General features: G+C 39.6%; 20 protein-coding genes. 16 read left to right on the plus strand and 4 right to left on the minus strand.

Going from position 1 to position 19,201, the window contains the following annotated elements; genetic code table 11:
• Nucleotides 1-397: 397 nt before the first annotated feature.
• Nucleotides 398-751 (minus strand): DUF3147 family protein, encoded by a 354-nt coding sequence (locus N523_RS0109815; RefSeq protein WP_028834937.1) that lies wholly within the window; start codon nucleotides 749-751, stop codon nucleotides 398-400.
• A gap of 84 nt (nucleotides 752-835) precedes the next feature.
• On the opposite strand from N523_RS0109815, the gene N523_RS0109820 reads away from it, so the two are divergent.
• From N523_RS0109820 to N523_RS0109855, 8 genes are read left to right on the plus strand one after another with little or no spacing between them, the layout of a single operon-like run.
• Nucleotides 836-1,219, plus strand: coding sequence for a BlaI/MecI/CopY family transcriptional regulator (locus N523_RS0109820; RefSeq protein ID WP_028834938.1), 384 nt, complete (start codon nucleotides 836-838; stop codon nucleotides 1,217-1,219).
• Between the two features lie 17 nt (nucleotides 1,220-1,236).
• Nucleotides 1,237-2,211: a M56 family metallopeptidase gene (locus N523_RS0109825; protein ID WP_231485805.1), complete on the plus strand. Its 975-nt coding sequence runs from the start codon at nucleotides 1,237-1,239 to the stop codon at nucleotides 2,209-2,211.
• Between the two features lie 13 nt (nucleotides 2,212-2,224).
• Nucleotides 2,225-3,550: a TolC family protein gene (locus N523_RS0109830; RefSeq protein ID WP_028834940.1), complete on the plus strand. Its 1,326-nt coding sequence runs from the start codon at nucleotides 2,225-2,227 to the stop codon at nucleotides 3,548-3,550.
• Between the two features lie 16 nt (nucleotides 3,551-3,566).
• Nucleotides 3,567-4,799, plus strand: a complete 1,233-nt coding sequence (locus tag N523_RS0109835) for an efflux RND transporter periplasmic adaptor subunit (RefSeq protein WP_028834941.1) — start codon at nucleotides 3,567-3,569, stop codon at nucleotides 4,797-4,799.
• Nucleotides 4,800-4,809: 10 nt separating this feature from the next.
• Nucleotides 4,810-7,953 (plus strand): efflux RND transporter permease subunit, encoded by a 3,144-nt coding sequence (locus tag N523_RS0109840; protein WP_028834942.1) that lies wholly within the window; start codon nucleotides 4,810-4,812, stop codon nucleotides 7,951-7,953.
• On the plus strand, nucleotides 7,943-8,638 hold the full coding sequence (locus N523_RS0109845) for a HupE/UreJ family protein (protein ID WP_028834943.1): 696 nt from the start codon (nucleotides 7,943-7,945) through the stop codon (nucleotides 8,636-8,638). Before N523_RS0109840 ends, N523_RS0109845 begins: the two co-directional genes overlap by 11 nt.
• A gap of 43 nt (nucleotides 8,639-8,681) precedes the next feature.
• On the plus strand, nucleotides 8,682-9,206 hold the full coding sequence (locus N523_RS0109850) for a hypothetical protein (RefSeq protein WP_028834944.1): 525 nt from the start codon (nucleotides 8,682-8,684) through the stop codon (nucleotides 9,204-9,206).
• A 41-nt stretch (nucleotides 9,207-9,247) separates the two neighbouring features.
• Nucleotides 9,248-9,580: a DUF6488 family protein gene (locus tag N523_RS0109855; RefSeq protein WP_028834945.1), complete on the plus strand. Its 333-nt coding sequence runs from the start codon at nucleotides 9,248-9,250 to the stop codon at nucleotides 9,578-9,580.
• Between the two features lie 381 nt (nucleotides 9,581-9,961).
• On the opposite strand, the gene N523_RS0109860 is transcribed toward N523_RS0109855, so the two are convergent.
• On the minus strand, nucleotides 9,962-11,359 hold the full coding sequence (locus tag N523_RS0109860) for a heavy metal sensor histidine kinase (RefSeq protein WP_024601570.1): 1,398 nt from the start codon (nucleotides 11,357-11,359) through the stop codon (nucleotides 9,962-9,964).
• A complete protein-coding gene (locus N523_RS0109865) occupies nucleotides 11,349-12,035 on the minus strand; it encodes a heavy metal response regulator transcription factor (RefSeq protein ID WP_004588805.1) in 687 nt (228 codons plus the stop codon). Before N523_RS0109865 ends, N523_RS0109860 begins: the two co-directional genes overlap by 11 nt.
• Before the next feature lie 166 nt (nucleotides 12,036-12,201).
• Between N523_RS0109865 and N523_RS0109870 the strand changes: the two genes are divergently transcribed.
• The 8 genes from N523_RS0109870 (at nucleotide 12,202) to N523_RS0109905 (ending at nucleotide 18,691) form a co-directional block, all read left to right on the plus strand.
• A complete protein-coding gene (locus N523_RS0109870) occupies nucleotides 12,202-14,025 on the plus strand; it encodes a copper resistance system multicopper oxidase (protein WP_024601571.1) in 1,824 nt (607 codons plus the stop codon).
• Nucleotides 14,022-14,885, plus strand: a complete 864-nt coding sequence (locus N523_RS0109875) for a copper resistance protein B (RefSeq protein ID WP_008109922.1) — start codon at nucleotides 14,022-14,024, stop codon at nucleotides 14,883-14,885. The genes N523_RS0109870 and N523_RS0109875 overlap by 4 nt, the downstream gene beginning before the upstream one ends.
• Before the next feature lie 22 nt (nucleotides 14,886-14,907).
• Nucleotides 14,908-15,315 carry a copper resistance CopC family protein gene (locus N523_RS0109880; protein ID WP_008109924.1) on the plus strand — a complete coding sequence of 136 codons (408 nt, stop codon included), beginning with the start codon at nucleotides 14,908-14,910 and terminating at the stop codon, nucleotides 15,313-15,315.
• A gap of 11 nt (nucleotides 15,316-15,326) precedes the next feature.
• Complete coding sequence (locus tag N523_RS0109885) at nucleotides 15,327-16,235, plus strand: copper resistance D family protein (protein ID WP_008109926.1); 909 nt, start codon at nucleotides 15,327-15,329, stop codon at nucleotides 16,233-16,235.
• Nucleotides 16,236-16,258: 23 nt separating this feature from the next.
• Nucleotides 16,259-16,747 carry a YybH family protein gene (locus tag N523_RS0109890; RefSeq protein ID WP_008109928.1) on the plus strand — a complete coding sequence of 163 codons (489 nt, stop codon included), beginning with the start codon at nucleotides 16,259-16,261 and terminating at the stop codon, nucleotides 16,745-16,747.
• A 10-nt stretch (nucleotides 16,748-16,757) separates the two neighbouring features.
• Nucleotides 16,758-17,276 (plus strand): DUF411 domain-containing protein, encoded by a 519-nt coding sequence (locus N523_RS0109895; RefSeq protein ID WP_024032684.1) that lies wholly within the window; start codon nucleotides 16,758-16,760, stop codon nucleotides 17,274-17,276.
• A gap of 140 nt (nucleotides 17,277-17,416) precedes the next feature.
• Nucleotides 17,417-17,926, plus strand: coding sequence for a DUF305 domain-containing protein (locus tag N523_RS0109900; protein ID WP_024032683.1), 510 nt, complete (start codon nucleotides 17,417-17,419; stop codon nucleotides 17,924-17,926).
• Between the two features lie 33 nt (nucleotides 17,927-17,959).
• Nucleotides 17,960-18,691, plus strand: a complete 732-nt coding sequence (locus tag N523_RS0109905; RefSeq protein WP_024032682.1) for a MauE/DoxX family redox-associated membrane protein — start codon at nucleotides 17,960-17,962, stop codon at nucleotides 18,689-18,691.
• A gap of 144 nt (nucleotides 18,692-18,835) precedes the next feature.
• On the opposite strand, the gene N523_RS19645 is transcribed toward N523_RS0109905, so the two are convergent.
• On the minus strand, nucleotides 18,836-19,201 hold a 366-nt coding region (locus N523_RS19645; RefSeq protein ID WP_231485806.1), incomplete at its 5' end, for a MerC family mercury resistance protein.

Raw genomic sequence — 19,201 nt, forward strand, 5'->3', positions numbered from 1 at the left:
CTATGTGTTGCACAAGACCAGTATAGTTATATGACTGTTCTTACAGCATAAAGAAATGCCTAGAGTTATTAGCTTTGGGGGAACTTAGATACGACTAACTGGACTTCCCCTACTTTAGTGCGAAAACATCCTCATTTTATCAATAGCATCTAGTATAACTTATTGCCAACTATAAATATTGGACTTACTAAAGCTTGTTTAAACATGTGTAAATAGGAAAATTTTCTCTTACTAATAGTTAGCTTATTACAGCTAACCATGACTTATCGTTCACAGCCTAACTTCGCAAAAGTGTCAATTTCAGTCATTCAGGTATAACTCGCTTCTGCCCCATTACGCGTTAACGTAAATACTCTAATGGCAGCTGTGGGGCGAACAACGGACCTTGCTGTTAACCTCAAGGAAGCAAATCTATTCCAAACTGCTTCAGCAATAAAGAAAACAGCCAAAAGCAAATTACAGTTATTAATGAGCTGATGAGTAACGATAGCCAAAAACTGTAGCGCTGCATCAGCATGGGGAAAAGTAAAAACATGGGCAATGTGGGAAGTACATACCAAAAGGTGTACCAAGCGTGATTGGCTATTTTCTCTGACGGCTGCTTTTCAACATATAACCAAATCATGGCTAAAATTGTGACTGTCGGTAAGGCCACTATTAGTGCGCCTAGTTTATCATTTCGTTTTGCTAGCTCTGATGCCGCGACAATGACCGTAGCGGTGATCAAATACTTAGTTATTAGCCAACCCATATAATGTCCTTAAATGAAAAAACCGATTGCCTATCGGTTTTTGTTGTGACAATATAGCCAACGAATTAAATAGAGTAAAGTGTTATGCAGTTAGGTGAACTAGAAAAGTTAGTGCTTCAACATTTCTGGAATGTGAAAGAAGCGGATGCAAAGCAAGTACATAAAGTACTGGGGTTAGCTCGTGGTAATTCGTTAAATACTATCCAAAGTACGCTTGATAGGTTATTTAAAAAAGAATTACTTAAACGCACTAAACAAGGCCATGCGTATTGTTATTCAGCCAGAGTAGATCGTGAAGGCTTAATTGCTCAACTTATTTCAAATGTAACCAGTGACTTTGTTGATGATGGTGAAAATAGCTTAATTGCTGCGTTCAGTTCTGCTTCGGCACAGCTTAATGACGAACAACTCGATACATTAGAAAAAATGATCGAGAAACAACGCCAGCTTAGAAAGGAGCGGGCTTAATTATGTTAGTTGGAGATATGGCAATCGTTCTAAATTTGCTCAGTGTTTCAGTGCTTGCATTTGTGATAGGTATTGCAACTGTTGCTGTCGTATCTCGTTTTGTGTTGTTCAGACTCGAACAAGTCAGTTTTAATAGTCAAAAGTTTATATTGTGGTCACTAGTGAGTGCACCTTGGTGGATAGCCTTTTCTTGTATTAGTTACTTTATGCCTTACTCGTTAGGGTTTGATAAAGTTTTTAACATAAGCTGGTTCGAAGATTTTGCCCATTGGCACCATATCGATATTTTTAGCTTTTCAAGTTGGCACGCGTTAACCTTACTTTTAGCACTAATCTATTTAGCTTGGCGCGTAACTAAGACTACCTTTGCTAGAACCAAACAGTCCATCGCATTATCGAGTTTACTAAGCTTTACTGATGCACAAGATGCTAGGACGACTAATGGCAATCAATATTTATTGATGCCTGTTAAAGTGCCTGTTGCCTTTACTACAGGTTTTATATCTCCCAAGATATATGTATCAACCGGACTACAAACCCAAGTTAGCGATGAACAACTTAATATCATCGTTAATCATGAACTGGCTCATGTAACGGCAAGAGACCCGTTATTTAAAGTGCTTTTCACGGCACTTGCCAGCTTCTATCCGTCACGTATAAAACAAACCCTAATCGAGCAATATGTCTTAATGACGGAAAAGATGGCCGACAATGAGGTCACAAAAGAATACGACCACCTTGATATCGCACAGACATTAATTGATGTCGCTAGACTTCAAAAAGCACTTCCTACGGATTGCGATCAGGCGTCTGTTAGCTACTTCGGACATGATTACACGAGTCTTCGTGTTGAAGGTTTATTAAATCCAATTAATAAACCGTCACTTACTACTTTCATCATTACTCTAGCATTATTGGCAACTATGCCAGTACTAGCGGCATCCACTGTCGATAGTTTTCATCACTTTATCGAAACTTTTTTCATCCATTAATTAAGGATATGGAATGAGATTTAATCTTTATAAAAGCAACAGAAAAAAACCGACTGGCAATCGGTTTTTGGCTGTTGGTCTATTTTTAACAACGGGGGCTGGTTTAGTAACATCAACTCCCTTTTTGGCTAATGCGCAAATCCAGCAGCAATCACAGTCATCACATCAGGTTATAAATTTAAGCAAGGCTGTGACCATGACTCTACAAAGTCATCCTGAATTAAAAGCCTTGATAGCTCAAGAAGCCTTGTGGCAAGGTAATATCGAGCAAGCTGGAATTGGAGAGCGTCCTCAAATAGGTTTAATGATTGAAGATGCGTTAGGGACTGGTGAGCATAGTGCATTAAAAAGTATGCAATCAACGCTCACCTACTCTTGGTTGCTTCAACAAGATCAAATTGATGGCAGAGTTAATGCGGCAAAAAGCCAAGCAAGTGCAGTAATAGTCGAGCAAAAAATAAAAGCCCTCGATTTATCTGCGATTGTTGCTAAGCAGTTTGTTGAAATCTTGATAAAACAAGAGCGCCTGAAACTCAATAAATTAGCGGTATCTCAGGCACAGGAAGTGGTTGACGCTATTGCCAAAAGAGTAAAAGCAGGCAAAAGTTCTAATGTCGAAATGCGCTTGGCTCAAGCTGAGTTGGTTCGAAGAAATCTCGCTGTCGAAGATTTAGAGCACGAATTAAAAGCCAGCCATTATCAACTGTCATCCTTATGGGGTAAGCCTCAGGCAGAGCTTAAGTTAACGGGGAATTTAGTGCTTAAGCCGGAAATTCCATCTGTAGAAAGCCAGCTAAACAAGCTTAAGCAAATCCCGCAAATACAGCAGTTTGCTGATGAACAACGTATCGCCCAGTCTCAAATGGAACTCGCACGTATTGAAGCCAAACCTCAGTGGCAATTCACTGCTGGACTAAGACGATATGAAACGACCGATGATTTTGGTTTAGTGGCGGGTGTCTCTATTCCTTGGGGAAGTGAAAATAGAAATGCAGGAACAATAGCTGCCTTACTCGCAAAACAAGATGTTCTGGCAAGTCAGCAACAAGCGTTAATGCAGAAACTTGATGCACAGCTTTATGTGCTATTGCAAGAAATGGCGCATTCCCACCATGTCATTGAAACGATTCAAGCTGAAATTATTCCTGTACTAGAAACCGCATTGACTGAAGCAAGTCAGGCATTTGATATCGGCAAACTTAGCTACAACCAGTGGAGTGATATCCGTAGAGAGCTACTCAGCGCCCAAAATCAGTTACTTGATTCTTATCAATCTTTGCACTTACAACATATTGAAATTCAACGCCTAACTGGCGTGTCCGTTAGTGATAGCGAGTAGAACCGTGAGCAAACTTATGAAAAATAAAAATATCCTGTCGTCATTGAGTTTGGCGATACTTATCTCATTAACAGGCGTCGTCGCACCTAATGCTATTGCGGCATCATCACCTGCGGCTGAGCAAGCTGAACCAGAGAAAGGTCCACACCGTGGGCGCATGTTACGAGAAGGTGATTTTGCAATTGAACTCTCTATTTTTGAAACAGGCGTGCCGCCAGAATTTCGTGTTTGGGCAACAAATGAAGGGCAACCTATTGACCCAGCGAAAGTTAGTTTAAACGTAAAGTTAATCCGTCTAGGCGATGGCACTGATGATATTAACTTCAATGCCCAAGGTGACTTTCTTCGCGGTGATATGGTGATTTATGAGCCTCACTCTTTTGTCGTTGCCATTGAAGCAACTTATCAGGGTAAAAAGTACAATTGGCGATATGACAACTTCGAGGGTCGCACCACAATTGAACAGGCAGTTGCCGATGCAATGGAAATCAACACTGAAATTGCAGGCCCTGCGACAATTCATCAAACCATTCCTGCTTATGGAAAATTAAGTTTACCTGTGGGCGCTAAGCGAAACATTGCAGCGCGTTTTGATGGTGAAATCACCAAATTACACGTCAATTTCGGTGAAATCGTTAAAAAAGGGCAAACGCTATTCACAGTAGAAAGTAATGAAAGTCTTAAGCCCTACGTTATTAAAGCGCCCATTAATGGTGTTATTACCCAGTTATTCGCAAACGCGGGTGAGCAAACCAATGGTAAAACCTTACTCACCATTACCAATTTTAATCGCCATATTGCCAAATTAGCGGTTTATCCTTCGGATTATTCCAAGGTTAAACTGGAAACGCCAGTTACGTTAAACATTGAAGGTCATAAGAACCCCCTTGTAGGTGAGGTGTCATTTATTGAGCCAAGCGTGAGAGATGATCAAGCAAGAATGGTTTGGGTTGAATTAGCAGATGCTGAACTTGCAGAAGGAAACTTCGTTAAAGCAAATATTGAAGTAGCAACAATCGATGTGCCGCTTGCTGTTAAGCGTGTTGGTTTGCAAAGTTTTAGAGATTTCACCGTTGTCTATGCCAAAGTCGGTAAACAATACGAAGTCCGTATGCTTGAGCTTGGAAGAGCCGGAGGTGAATGGATTGAAGTTCTAGGTGGATTAAAAGCAGGTACAGAATACGTGGCTGATAATAGCTACATCTTAAAAGCCGACATTGAAAAGTCTGGCGCATCACATGATCATTAGGAGCGTATAAATGTTGGAATCAATTTTACGCTTTTCAATAAAGCGCAAATTCCTTGTGATGGTGATGGTACTTGCTGTTTCAGGGCTTGGTATCTGGAACTTTACCAAACTACCCATTGATGCTGTACCAGATATCACCAATGTTCAAGTAATGATCAATACTGAGGCGGCTGGTTTTACACCTTTGGAAGTTGAGCAAAGAGTAACCTTTCCGTTAGAAACTGCGTTATCAGGTTTACCGGGCTTAACCTATACGCGTTCGGTTTCTCGCTACGGTTTATCGCAAGTGGTAGCGATATTTAGCGATGATACGGATATCTATTTTGCCCGTCAGCTAGTCAATGAACGTTTGTCTGCGGCACGAGCTGAGTTGCCTCAAAGCTTAGAGCCTCAACTTGGGCCAATAGCTACAGGTCTTGGTGAAATCTTTATGTTCACGGTTGATGCTGAGCCTGATGCAACACATGCTGATGGCACGCCTATTACACCAATGGATTTACGAACCGTACATGACTGGACCATAAGACCACAGTTAATGCGTGTACCCGGTGTTGTAGAGGTGAACCCTATAGGCGGATTTGAACGGGAGGTTTTAGTCGCCTTTAAACCTGAAAAGCTACTTGCTTTTGGACTATCACAAGCCGATGTGGTTAATGCCATCGCACAAAACAATCAAAATCAAGGCGCAGGCTTTATAGAGCAAAATGGCGCACAGTGGTTATTAAGGCTGCCCGGTCAGGTTACTGATATGACTGCCATTGGTAATATTCCGCTTAAGTCGCTTGATGGTTCATCAATTTATATAAAAGACGTAGCCGATATTGAAAACGGTAAAGGGCTAAGAACTGGTGCTGCTACACAAAATGGTCGTGAAGTGGTGATGAGTACGGTGTTCATGCTTATTGGCGAAAACAGCCGCACCGTTGCCCATGCCGTGGGAGAAAAGCTCAAAGAAATTAACGCCACTTTACCAGAAGGGATTGTCGCAACCGCTGTTTATGACCGCACTAAATTAGTTGATAAAACCTTAAAAACCGTACAGCTCAACCTAATTGAAGGGGCCATTTTGGTTATTGTTGTGCTCTTTGTACTACTAGGCAATTTCAGGGCTGCATTTTTAACCGCATTAGTGATCCCATTTGCCATGTTGATGACAGTAACAGGTATGGTGCATACAAGGGTGAGTGCAAACTTGATGAGTTTGGGGGCGTTAGATTTTGGTTTGTTAGTCGATGGTGCCATTATTATCGTAGAAAATTGTCTCCGCAGGCTAAGTCAGGCTGGAAATAACCCGTTATCGCTAAAAGAACGCTTAGAGTTAGTGTTCGAAGCAACAAGAGAAGTGATACGTCCCGCATTATTTGGTGTATTTATTATCACCGTAGTTTATCTGCCTATCTTCGCTCTTGAAGGCGTAGAAGGTAAGATGTTCCATCCAATGGCGATCACTGTAGTTATTGCATTACTGAGTGCTATGTTGCTTTCGGTAACCTTCGTACCAGCAATGGTTGCCTTACTATTTAAAAAGCCAGTAAAAGAAAAGCACAGTCCACTTATTCGTGGCGCTGCGGTCCTTTATAAACCTGCTTTGAAATGGGTATTGAAAGCACGTTGGTTAGTGATAATTGCGGCATCACTTTTAGTTATATTTTCTGGCTATCAAGCGACTAAGTTAGGTAGTGAATTTGCGCCTAATCTGGATGAAGGTGATATTGCCATGCACGCCTTACGTATTCCCGGTACGTCACTATCTCAGGCTGTAGCACTTCAGGAATCGTTAGAAGATAAAATTAAGCAAATGCCAGAAGTTGAACGTGTCTTTGCTAAGATAGGCACGGCAGATGTGGCAACCGATGCGGTTCCACCAAGTGTTGCAGATAACTTTATTATCTTAAAGCCTCGTGAATTATGGCCTAATCCAGACAAAACTAAAGCACAAATCGTAGAAGAATTGGCCGCACTTGTTGAGCCGATTCCGGGCAACCGCTATGAGTTCTTACAGCCCATTCAAATGCGTTTTAATGAGCTATTAGCTGGGGTTAGAGCCGAGCTTGCCATTAAAGTATTTGGTGATGATTTTGAAACTTTAACCGCATTAGGTGATGAGATAGAAGGTGCTATTTCGCAAGTTGATAACATTGCAGACATTCAAGTCGAGCAAACAACGGGATTACCACTGCTTAACTTAGTACCAAAGCGTGAAAAATTGATGCAGTTTGGTATTAGTATTAGCCAAGTGCAATCTCAAGTGGCAACTGCGATGGGTGGTACTGTCGCAGGTAAGTTTTATCAAGGCGATGTGCGCTCTGATATTGTAGTACGCCTAGCAGAATCAAAACGAAATAATATTGATGAACTTCCTTATTTACCGATTATGTTGGCTGACGGTCATTCAGTGCCACTGCAAGAACTTGTTGAAATTGAGCTTGTATCTGGTGCTAACCAAATTAACCGCGAAAATGGTAAGCGTAGGGTTGTGGTTACTGCCAATGTTCGCGGAAGAGATTTAGGAAGTTTTGTTGCGGATATCCAAACTGCAATTAATGAAAGTGTTGAAATTCCGGCTGGTTACTGGGTGGAATATGGCGGCACCTACCAAAAACTGCAATCCGCTTCTGAGCGACTGAGTATTGTTGTACCAGTCACCTTAATTATGATTGTCGGATTGTTGATACTAGCGCTTAGCTCATTTAAAGATGCAATGATCATCTTCACAGGTGTTCCATTAGCATTAACAGGTGGTATAGCTGCTCTATTGTTACGTGATATTCCGTTCTCAATTTCGGCAGCCGTTGGTTTTATTGCCTTATCGGGCATAGCAATTCTAAATGGACTGGTTATGGTGTCGTTCATTAGAGAGTTACGTAAAAATGGATTGGCACTTGATAAAGCAATATTTGACGGTGCACTTACTCGACTTCGCCCTGTATTAACAACCGCCTTGGTCGCATCATTAGGTTTTATTCCGATGGCTTTAAATACAGGGATTGGCTCAGAGGTTCAGCGACCTCTCGCAACAGTAGTCATTGGTGGCATTATTTCGTCAACGATTTTGACTCTGTTTGTCATTCCTGCCTTATACAGAATTTTACACAAAGAAAAGGAGTCTATTTTGACTGATGTTGAAGTATTGGAGTCTCAAGATGCCAAATAATATGATTAAAGCGTTAACCTATTTGGCAGTTGCGTTGCTGGCACTTGTTAGCATTGAAGCCTTTGCTCACGGTGTTGATGATAAAACCAGAGCGTTTTTGGAACAGAATACAGGTGTTCAGTTTATTCCATTCCTATACATAGGCGCTAAACATATGATAACGGGATATGACCACTTATTGTTTTTAGTGGGTGTTATCTTCTTTTTATATCGTAGCCGTGACGTACTGTTGTACGTCACCATGTTTACTATTGGACATAGTACAACTCTGTTATTTGGTGTGTTAAGTGACATACAGGTCAACGCTTATTTAATTGATGCCATTATCGGTTTTTCCGTAATTTACAAGGGCTTCGATAATCTAGGTGGCTTTAAGCGTTGTTTTAATTGGCAGCCTAATACCCAATGGGCGGTGCTGATTTTTGGTCTATTTCATGGCTTTGGTTTAGCTACCAAATTACAAGAATTTAGCCTAGCTGATGAAGGTCTTATTACCAACCTGATTGCCTTTAACTTAGGTGTTGAACTTGGTCAATTTGCTGCGCTCGCACTTATTTTGATCATGATAAATGCATGGAGAAAACTGCCGTCATTTCAACGTTTTTCGACAGTCACGAATACTGCACTAATGAGTGCTGGTGTGATGTTGATGGGCTTACAACTTACTGGTTACTTTACTATTTAATCGATTTTTAACTTATAGAAATACAGAAATAAAAGAGAATTTTATGCAACATACAGTTAGTACCAAAACACTCGTTAAAGCGAGTATTTCAGCAGTCGTTGTCGCGGCTATTGCACTGGTTACCTTTATCTTACCAGCAGAGTACAACATCGATCCGACAGGTATTGGCAACAAGTTAGGTTTAACAGCACTTGCACAAGCGGCTGAAATGGAAACAACGTCATTAGAGACAACTAAAGGCACGGATGAGTTTCAAACAATAGAAGTGACAGTCCCTGCGGGACGCGGCATCGAATATAAATTTTATATGAAGCAGCATGAAAAAATGACTTATGAATGGTTAACCGATGGTGCTCCATTGTACTTCGATTTACATGGTGAGCCTGAAGGTGACACAACGGGATATTTTGAAAGCTATGCTATTGCTACAACTAATGAAATGAAAGGCAGTTATACCACCCCATTTGCAGGCTCTCATGGTTGGTACTGGCAAAACAAATCAGATAAACCAGTGTCAGTACAGCTACTGGTTAAAGGGCAATACGAAGTTATTGGCCTTAAACAATAACGAATTTAACTTTACGAATTTCATACCAAATGGAGACTAAAATGAACAAACTAATATCAATCGTTGCGCTTTGTGGTGCCTTGCTAACTAGTAATGTACAGGCACATGGAGATCATGGTGTCATCAGCGGTCAGAAAGCTGTTATCATCGCTGCAACACATATTCAAAAAATGACGTTTAAAGACGCTGGTTTTGAAGTCGGTAAGTTAGATGAGTCATGGAAAAATATTGATAAGTCGCAACTTTCGATTGCTAGCGTTGAAGACAATTTCTATGTAGTTAGTGCATCTAATGCTAGCAACGAAGATAAGCTTTACTTCCAAATTGCAAAAAACGGTCAAGTTATATCGGTTAAAGATAAAAACGACTTTTAACAAAATAAGAAGGCACCTTTTGATAGAAGCAAGAGGTGCCTTTGTTTTGTACCAAGTCCGCTTTTGGCATAGAACCACTGGTCGGCTTTAACTCATTTCTGTCCAAAAACGAGTTTACCCGACCCTCCGCTTTTCGCTCAAATAAGACCCCGAAAAATGGCTCATATAGCTATCTAGGCCAACGCTTTCAAAAACAGAAGTATATTTCCGATAACTACCTTTGAATTCCTATAAACGGAAGTTTGCTTCCGAAATATAGCAATATTGGGTTAGAAACCGGAAGTTTACTTCCGTTTTGTACTTTAAGTTTATAAACCGGTGTTTAATGAAAGCTGGGAAGTCTAGAGGTACAAGCAAACATTGGGTTATTAAATTTAATAATTAGCTTTTAGCTAAATTTAGAAAAACTTTAAAGCTGGTAGTTTGATTATTTGAACTGACCTCTATATTTCCACCGTTTGCTTGCGCTAGAGCTTTAACTATTGCAAGCCCTAAACCAGCTCCATCGCTGTGTCGTTGGCGCGATTTATCGGGTCGATAAAAGCGGTCAAATAAATAAGGTAAATGCTCAGAAGGTATTCTCTCCCCAGTATTAATCACTGAAATACATATTTTATCAGCGGTAAATATTTCACTATTTACTGTGATTGATGAGCCTTTTGGGGCATACCTTATTGCATTGGATAGGAGGTTTGATAATAATTGGCGAAAGTGTAATTTGTCACAATAAAAACAAAGGTTTTGACCTTTTTTCTTAAATGTAATCAATGAGTCTTCAGCCAAAGCATCAAAGTACTCAAATAATGCTTCAATTTCATCATGGCTTTTTAGAGTATTTTGAACGGGTTTAACCAGTCCATTCTGAGTTTTTGCAAGCCAAAGCATATCACTAACCATCTTAGTTAGTCGTTCCAGCTCTTCTAGATTAGAAAACAATAATTCTTGATACTCTAACAACTGTCTTTTTTTAGATAAACCAACCTGTGTTTGAGTGATTATATTTGTTAGTGGAGTACGTAACTCATGCGCAATATCACTAGAGAAATTTGATAAACGAATAAATTCACCTTGGAGCCTGTCGAGCATCGAGTTAAACGACTGCACCATATTAACAAGCTCAATAGGCACTTTATTTTCATCAAGCCTTACATCCATCTTATTAGTTTGGATGTCATGCATTTTCTGACTCAAACCTCGTAAAGGGTTCAATCCTTGATGTATAGCAAACCAAGCCACCAATAAAATGAGTACCGCAGAGCCAAACATAATAGCCCAAAGACTTTGTTGAAATTGATTGAGAAAGTGTAAATGAAAGCTCATGTCTATCGCTGTAGTAATTTTGTATTGCTGTTGCCCAGTACTTAAATTACTCACCAGAGCTCGGTAGGTGTGGGTATCATTTTGCCATGAGGTAATGTTGTTACGGTTAAAGCCAGCTGAAGCATTAGCACTCATTACAAAATCACTAAAATCTCGTTCAGAACTTTGAAAAATGAGCTCTCCTTTTGCGGTATTTACCTGATAGTAAACACCGTGATGACCCGCTACAGCGTTAGATAATTCATTTTTAAGTTTCAGGTTTGATTTATACTGTTGTCTTAAAACTAATTCAATAGATTGATTAATAACATGCAGTTCACTACTATCTTGCTGGAAAAAATGATGTTTTATCGAACTATTTATTAAGGTGGCAACTAAAGTTAAGCACGCAATAACGGTTACAGCGACAAACAACACAACACGCATCGTAAGTGATAAAGGCCGTGACTTAATAGCCATCAGTTTCAACCTCTAATTTATAGCCCATACCACGAACCGTATGAATTAATTTAACAGTAAAGTCATCATCAACTTTTGCTCTTAGCCTACGAATGGCAACATCAATCACATTGGTGTCGCTATCAAAATTCATATCCCATACTTGAGAAGCAATTAACGAACGTGGCAGTACTTCACCTTCGCGCCGTAACAATAGTTCAAGTAAGCTAAACTCTTTATTACTCAATAAAATACGCTTGCCTGCACGTTGTATTTTTCGCTTTGGAATATCCATTTCTAAATCAGCAACTATCAGTATATCGTCAACTGTTTGTACTACACCACGGCGAATAAGAGTGCGTACTCTTGCTAAAACTTCAGCAAAAGCAAAAGGCTTTATTAAATAGTCATCAGCACCAAGTTCGAGCCCCTTTACTCTATCGTCTATACTATCGCGAGCAGATAAAAATAGTACTGGGGTTTTGTTATCTGCTTCACGTAGCGACTGTAAAATTTTCCAACCGGATACGTCAGGTAACATGACATCAAGTATTATTACATCAAATAAGTCGGTCATTGCTAGGTGATGACCGTCAAGTCCATTGCGCGCCAAAGAAACCTGAAAACCAGCTTCACTTAGCCCCTGTTTTAAATAATCTCCTGTCTTTGATTCATCTTCAACAACTAATAAGCGCATACAATTCCTTCATTAAAGTCCTAACAACTACCTCTGCAAATATTATGCAGTATCTGTCACTACAGCAACATGACACCAACATTACAACTTTGTAATGTTCGCGTCATGTTTAAGACAGGTCTATTTTCTATACTCAATACATATTCTGGTATGAAGGAGTAAGGAAATGGGGTTTAAAAAGTCATCACAACAGGTTAGCACACCACGAAGACGATTTGTTCAAGGCTTAATTGCAGGAGGTGTACTTGCTGCTTTTCCGAGTGTATTACATGCTGCATCATCTTTAGTAACAGGAACAATAACAGGCACTGTGCCCGAACTTAGCGGCAAAGTAATTGATCTGGTTATAGATGAATCGCCGGTTAACTTTACTGGCGTAGTACGTATGGCGACAACTATCAATGGCTCTATACCCGCCCCTACCTTGCGCCTCAAAGAAGGCGATGACGTTACTATTAGAGTAACAAATAAGTTATCAGTACCGAGTTCAATTCATTGGCATGGCATTATTTTACCGTACCAAATGGATGGCGTACCTGGTATCAGTTTTAAAGGCATTATGCCTGGCGAAACCTTTGTTTATAAATTTAAATTACAACAAAGCGGTACATATTGGTATCACTCACATAGTGGCTTTCAAGAAATGACTGGCATGTACGGTGCATTAATTATTGAACCGCGAGAAAAAGATATTATTAGTGCAGATAACGAGCATGTTATTCAATTATCTGATTGGACTGATGATGACCCAATGGCGCTGTTCCGCAAATTAAAAATACAGAGTGATGTATTTAACTTCAATCAGCCCACTGTTCCAGAATTTTTTGATGACGTTTCAAATAGCGGTGTTTCGAATGCTTTGCAACGCCGCAAAATGTGGAATCAAATGAGAATGAATCCTACAGATTTAGCTGACTTATCTGCATCAGCAATGACCTTTTTAATGAACGGTAGTACGCCAATGTCAAATTGGCGAGGAATGTTTAAAGTTGGAGAAAAAGTAAGACTTAGGTTTATTAATGGCTCAAGCAATACTTTTTTTGACGTTCGTATTCCAGAACTAAAACTAACAGTTGTACAAGCTGATGGGCAAAACGTTGAACCAGTGACAGTTGATGAATTTAGATTCGGCCCTGGTGAGACCTACGACGTAATTGTTGAGCCTAAAAATGATGCCTATACGATTTTTGCTCAAAGTATGGATCGCTCTGGTTACGCAAAAGGAACTTTATCAAGCTCGCCTAATATTGATGCGCCAGTACCTGCACTTGACCCTGTTGAATGGTTAACGATGACCGATATGATGGGCAATATGACCCACGGCGGTGAGCATTCTGCAATGGCAGGTATGGCTGGCATGTCAGGTATGAACTCTAAAGAAATGGATCATAGCGCTATGGATCACGGTCCAATGGCGATGGATCATAGCAAACATGGTATGTCTGAAAACCCATTAGCGGTTGCCAGCTCTAAAGTGCGTCATGCAAAAACGGAGTATGGAGCTTCAGTTGATATGCGCGTTGATATGCCGAGAACAAATCTTGATGATCCTGGTATTGGTTTACGTAAAAATGGTCGTCGTGTTTTAACACTTGCAGATTTACACTCACTTGAAGGGATCACTAACCAGCAAGAGCCAGAAGCTGAAATTGAGCTGCATTTAACCGGAAATATGGAACGTTATAGCTGGTCATTTGATGGCTTAGAATTTGGTAAAAGCACGCCAGTGCATATGAAGCATAACCAACGTTTAAGAGTTATTTTACAAAACGATACCATGATGACGCACCCTATGCATTTGCATGGTATGTGGAGTGATTTAGAAAACGAGCAAGGTGATGTGCAAGTGCGACGTCATACGATACCTGTTCAACCCGCACAAAGAATCAGCTTTTTAACCACCCCTCACGATGTAGGTCGCTGGGCTTGGCATTGCCATTTATTATTCCATATGGATGCCGGTATGTTTAGAGAGGTAGTCGTATCATGAAACAATTAAAACTATCTAAATCATTAGGTTTATTAATGTTAACAGGGGCTTCATTAATTAGTTTCCCTTTATTAGCGCAAAGTGAAATGGCACAAATGAATAGCGCTAAGATGCAACCACAAGGAGGAAGTGCACCTAAAGATGCAAGAGACCCCCATGCTTACTCTGCGGGAACAACTTTAACAGAAGGCCCATATGCGCTTGAGGGCAATGAGCGATTAACACTCGCTGATGAGCATCCATTTTACGCATTACTAGGCGATCGTCTTGAATATAACGAGCAAGCAAACGCAGGTGTATTTGACTTACAAGCATGGTACGGCACTACCTTTGATCGATTGGTAATTAAAACCGAGGGTGATTTCAGCGAAGGAAGTATTGAAGAAAACCAAACCGATATTTTATGGGGTCACGCCGTATCAGCATATTGGGATACTCAAGCAGGTGTTCGTCTTGATTACAATAAAGAAGGTGAAAATCGGCAATGGTTAGCTTTTGGCTTACAAGGTTTAGCCCCTTATTGGTTTGAACTTGATATGACAGCATACGTAGGTGAGCGAGGCAATACCGCATTTACGTTAGAGGCAGAGTACGAACTATTACTCACGCAAAAGCTAATTATACAACCGCGAGCCGAAATTACACTTTATGGCAAAAACGATAAACAAAACGAACTTGGAAGTGGCCTATCAAGCAGCGCGATTGGCTTTAGGGTTCGTTATGAATTTACACGCCAGTTTGCGCCCTATATTGGCGTTGAATGGAGCAATAAATTTGGCAATACCGCCGACTATGCCACATCAAGTGGACAAAGTAACAACAACACCGCATTTGTTGCGGGTATTAAATTTTGGTTTTAATCATTTTAAATAAGAGGTAATTATGAAGTTTTTTAATTCTGCAGTAGCCATTTTAGGTTTAGTGCTTACATTTTCCGCATCAGCGCATATATCACTCAAGCAATCAACACCTGCGCAAGAAGCCATGTTAATGAAAAGCCCAGAGCAACTTTCGTTAACTTTTGGTGGTGAAGTAAGGCTAGCAAAAGTCATCATCAAAGATGAAAAAAATAAATCAATAAACTTTGATTTCAAACCCAGCGCCACCCCAAGCACAGACTTTAATTGGTCATTACCGAGCCTAGCCCAAGGCACTTACACGGTTAAATGGACAGCACTGGGTGGTGATGGACATAAAATGACCGACACGTTTAGATTTATGGTACACAAAAGTGAATCGCATAAGATGATGCAAGAACAATCTAATACCCACAGCAAACATAATCATTAAGTAGCAACATAATGCAATTAAGTGAATGGTCAGTACTCTTATTATTATTAAAACTAGCAAGCTATATAGCAATTGCAGGGCTTGCGGGCACTTTATTAATGCGCTTTATGTGTGGCAACAGCAATGTTGCAGGGCATCAGGTAATTAGCTTTTATCAGTTCTTAAAACGTTGGCAAATTACGTGTGTAGTTACAGGTAGTATTGCTGCACTTTTACAAGTACCAATAGAAGCTGGAGCAATGGCTGAATCAGGCTTTATGGGAATGTTTGACCCCTTTATGCTTGAAATTGTTTGGCAATCAGTCATAGGTGACCAAGCAACGTTTAGAATACCAGCGCTTATTATTGCTCTAATTAGCGCATGTATGTGGAGTGTGGAATCAGATGATAACGTAGCAGGTTATAAAAACGGTGCCGTTATACTAATCATGCTTGGGTTTATCGCTTATAGCTTCACTTTTACTGGGCACAGTGCAAATGAAAATGGGTTAGTGAAAAGTATTTTAACCTTTCACCTTATTGCCATTGCGAGCTGGTTAGGGTCATTGTGGCCGCTTTACAAAAGCTGCACTTTACTACCTACCAGTGAAGTAAAGCGGTTAATGCATTACTTTGGTCAACTCGCTATTGTTATTGTATTTGTACTACTTATTTCGGGCTTAACTCTGCTCCTGCAGTACCTAGAGTCATTTTCTGCGTTGTTTACATCAAATTATGGGCAACTAATTTTATTAAAGCTGTTACTCGTCAGCGCGATGCTGTTACTAGGTGCATGGCATAAGCTTTTTTTAGTCCCGCAAATCACTCAACAACACCATATAAGTATATTAAAACGCTCGATCACTGTTGAAATATTAATTGCCCTATTTGTACTTATTACAACAAGTGTATTTACAACACTTGTTGGTCCGCCTATTTAACGATTAATAAAAAAGGAAAATGTATGTTAATTAAATCCTTTAATTTAAAAATTTTATTGCTACTAATTTTTAGCACTGTTAGTTCTTTTACTGTTAGTGCACATGACGATGAAAAATATTCAAAAAAAGGCAAGGCCTTTGTCAATGTTGATAGCGAGGCTGCAAAAACAGTCAGCCTATTTCATGCATCTCTAAAACAAGGCAATCGCGAAGCTGCACGTAAATTACTGGCCGACGATGTCATCATTTTTGAAGGCGGAAGTGTTGAGCGTTCTGCAGATGAATACGCGAAACATCATATGATAGCGGATATGAAATTCTTAAGTGCTGTTAATAGTGAACTACTAGAGCATCAAGTTTACACAAATGGAGACATAGCTTACTCAATTTCAAGAAGTAAAACTCAAGGAAAGTACAAAGGAAAAGATATTAAGTCTATGGGAATGGAATCAATCACATTAAAAAACACCGATACAGGTTGGAAAATCACTCATATTCATTGGTCAAATTAAGGAGTTAACAATGCGAGTAATCTACATTACCTCAGCGTTATTTTTATCATTAACTATGTCATTTTCGGCGATAAGTATCGAAAAACAACATAAAGCATTAATAACTTATGAGAATTCAGAAAAACCTAAAATTGAGCTTACCGTTTATAAAAGTAAAAATTGTGGATGTTGTAATAAGTGGATTGCTCATTTGAGCGAAAACAATATTCAAACAAAAGCAATTAACGTCAATGACATGGGGACGATTAAATCTCAGTATCAAATAAAATCAAATATGCGGTCATGCCATACAGCCGTTTCAGCCGATGGATTTGTATTTGAAGGTCATGTTCCCGCCAAACATATAAAACAGTTTTTAGCTGAACAACATCCTGAAAAGACGATAGGGCTCTCTGTTCCCGCTATGCCTGCTGGTACGCCAGGTATGGAAATGGGCGATCGCTTTTATAAATATAATATTGAAATGCTTACGCACGATTTACAGCAAAATACTTATAAGCATATTAGCAAATACGCTGAGCAGTTTTAACACTTATGGCACAACTCTTGATGTAATATTAAACATTGATTCAATGATTAAATATATAGTGGGTTTACGCCTAATAACCTGTAAGAATTACCCATTGGTATAAATGATATACAAAGTAAATGATAGAAAGGAGCCATCTAATGTCGCAGTATTTAAAGTTTTTCTTAATGATAGCCACATCAACATTAGTCATGTTTGTACTGATGTATTTGAATACTTATCAGCTAAGTCATGTTTTTTTTAGTGAAACTCGCACTTATATGGCGCTTTATATGGGAGCCATGATGGCAGTGATAATGCTACTTTTCATGCTCAATATGTATAAAGATAAAAAGAAAAATATAACAGTACTCATTGCTAGTGTTACCGTATTTGCGGGAAGTTTATTTTTAGTTCGATCACAAGCGACTGTTGATGATAGCTCATGGATGTCGGCGATGATCCCACATCATTCAATTGCAATACTCACCAGTGAAAGGGCAAAAATCAAAGATAAGCGAGTCCAAGAGCTTGCAACAAATATTATTGAGGCACAGCGTCGTGAGATTAAAGAAATGCAGTGGTTACTAAAGGATATAGAGAAAAATGGCCTAGCAGAAACTCAGGAGCAAGCACAATCTAGGACCGTACCGGATTTTAATGCTAAGTAAAATTTTATACCAATACATAAAAGGGAGCTAAACATGAGTAAATCAGCCCAACTTTTTAGAATGGCCACAGATGAGCATATTTGTCCGTTTGGTTTAAAATCAAAAGACCTACTAGAGCGAGAGGGATATACAGTTGATGATCAGCTATTAACTTCTCGAGAGCAAACAGATGAATTTAAAAAACAACACAGTGTAGAAACTACACCTCAAACATTTATTGATAATAAACGTATAGGTGGCTATGACGACTTACTCGATTACTTTGATAAGCCAAAAGCTGGGCAAGAAGGTACAACTTACACGCCCGTGATTGCGATTTTTTCGGTTAGTTTTTTGCTTAGTGTGGCATTTAGTTTTGCAGCGAATAATAGCTTATTATCAATGCAAACCGCTGAACTGTTTGTAGCCCTAACAATGGCAGTGTTAGCAATACAAAAGCTTCAAGACTTATTTAGCTTTACTAATTCATTTATAACCTATGACTTAGTCGCTATGAAAGTAGTCAGGTACGCCTATGTTTACCCATTTTTAGAAGCATTTGTTGGCATTGGAATGATAGCCGGATTACCAGCCTATATTATTGCCCCTATTTCATTGTTCATAGGTGGGGTTGGTGCTGTTTCAGTGATAAAAGCAGTCTATATAGATAAACGAGAGTTAAAATGTGCGTGTGTAGGCGGTGACAGTAACGTACCACTAGGGTTTATCTCCCTAACAGAAAACCTGTTTATGATCGCTGCCGGTATTTGGATGTTTGTTAAGTAAACAACAGCTTTAATTTAAAAACATGATGATGTACTAGTGTGATTACCAAGGGATTATGTCGCTCTAATTACCGAGCGACTTTGTCGTAAATAGCATATCAGCTGTACTAGCTCATATCAGATCTCACAGTTTAAGTGAATAAGTTTAGACTTCATCAGGCAGACTGCTATGAGCGAAAAGCAGACATTGACCGTTAATCGTTTCAACGACGGCAATTAGCCATACGTTGCATGTTTGCTCCCTTACTGGTTTTACGATATCCAAAACCGACATAACGACCATTAAGCAAATACCAAAGTAAAATAGGTATGTGCTCCAATCATATAGCCAAAGAGGATAAAGCGTTAATAGCACTGCTACAGGCCCTAGAATGCTGAAGACAGCTCTGGTATGGTTTTTATTTTTGTGCCAGTTGTATAAGTTTACCAATAGTTCCAAAGATGCAAAAATAGGTAAAAGCGTATTTACAGCTATTCCTTCGAAGTGAGAGAAGAAGCCTAGTCCTAATGC

It is taken from the genome of Pseudoalteromonas sp. 23_GOM-1509m, from assembly GCF_000518425.1.
Lineage (GTDB): Bacteria > Pseudomonadota > Gammaproteobacteria > Enterobacterales > Alteromonadaceae > Pseudoalteromonas > Pseudoalteromonas tetraodonis.

What these genes read in the sequence shown, in the direction of transcription:
- N523_RS0109820 (WP_028834938.1), top strand. Translation starts at nt 836, where the DNA reads ATGCAGTTAGGTGAACTAGAAAAGTTAGTGCTTCAACATTTCTGGAAT.
- N523_RS0109885 (WP_008109926.1), top strand. Translation starts at nt 15,327, where the DNA reads ATGCAATTAAGTGAATGGTCAGTACTCTTATTATTATTAAAACTAGCA.
- N523_RS0109855 (WP_028834945.1), top strand. Translation starts at nt 9,248, where the DNA reads ATGAACAAACTAATATCAATCGTTGCGCTTTGTGGTGCCTTGCTAACT.
- N523_RS0109870 (WP_024601571.1), top strand. Translation starts at nt 12,202, where the DNA reads ATGGGGTTTAAAAAGTCATCACAACAGGTTAGCACACCACGAAGACGA.
- N523_RS0109865 (WP_004588805.1), bottom strand. Translation starts at nt 12,035, where the DNA reads ATGCGCTTATTAGTTGTTGAAGATGAATCAAAGACAGGAGATTATTTA.
- N523_RS0109815 (WP_028834937.1), bottom strand. Translation starts at nt 751, where the DNA reads ATGGGTTGGCTAATAACTAAGTATTTGATCACCGCTACGGTCATTGTC.
- N523_RS0109900 (WP_024032683.1), top strand. Translation starts at nt 17,417, where the DNA reads ATGTCGCAGTATTTAAAGTTTTTCTTAATGATAGCCACATCAACATTA.
- N523_RS0109895 (WP_024032684.1), top strand. Translation starts at nt 16,758, where the DNA reads ATGCGAGTAATCTACATTACCTCAGCGTTATTTTTATCATTAACTATG.
- N523_RS0109875 (WP_008109922.1), top strand. Translation starts at nt 14,022, where the DNA reads ATGAAACAATTAAAACTATCTAAATCATTAGGTTTATTAATGTTAACA.
- N523_RS0109845 (WP_028834943.1), top strand. Translation starts at nt 7,943, where the DNA reads ATGCCAAATAATATGATTAAAGCGTTAACCTATTTGGCAGTTGCGTTG.
- N523_RS0109890 (WP_008109928.1), top strand. Translation starts at nt 16,259, where the DNA reads ATGTTAATTAAATCCTTTAATTTAAAAATTTTATTGCTACTAATTTTT.
- N523_RS0109830 (WP_028834940.1), top strand. Translation starts at nt 2,225, where the DNA reads ATGAGATTTAATCTTTATAAAAGCAACAGAAAAAAACCGACTGGCAAT.
- N523_RS0109825 (WP_231485805.1), top strand. Translation starts at nt 1,237, where the DNA reads ATGGCAATCGTTCTAAATTTGCTCAGTGTTTCAGTGCTTGCATTTGTG.
- N523_RS0109835 (WP_028834941.1), top strand. Translation starts at nt 3,567, where the DNA reads ATGAAAAATAAAAATATCCTGTCGTCATTGAGTTTGGCGATACTTATC.
- N523_RS0109840 (WP_028834942.1), top strand. Translation starts at nt 4,810, where the DNA reads ATGTTGGAATCAATTTTACGCTTTTCAATAAAGCGCAAATTCCTTGTG.
- N523_RS0109905 (WP_024032682.1), top strand. Translation starts at nt 17,960, where the DNA reads ATGAGTAAATCAGCCCAACTTTTTAGAATGGCCACAGATGAGCATATT.
- N523_RS0109860 (WP_024601570.1), bottom strand. Translation starts at nt 11,359, where the DNA reads ATGGCTATTAAGTCACGGCCTTTATCACTTACGATGCGTGTTGTGTTG.
- N523_RS0109850 (WP_028834944.1), top strand. Translation starts at nt 8,682, where the DNA reads ATGCAACATACAGTTAGTACCAAAACACTCGTTAAAGCGAGTATTTCA.
- N523_RS0109880 (WP_008109924.1), top strand. Translation starts at nt 14,908, where the DNA reads ATGAAGTTTTTTAATTCTGCAGTAGCCATTTTAGGTTTAGTGCTTACA.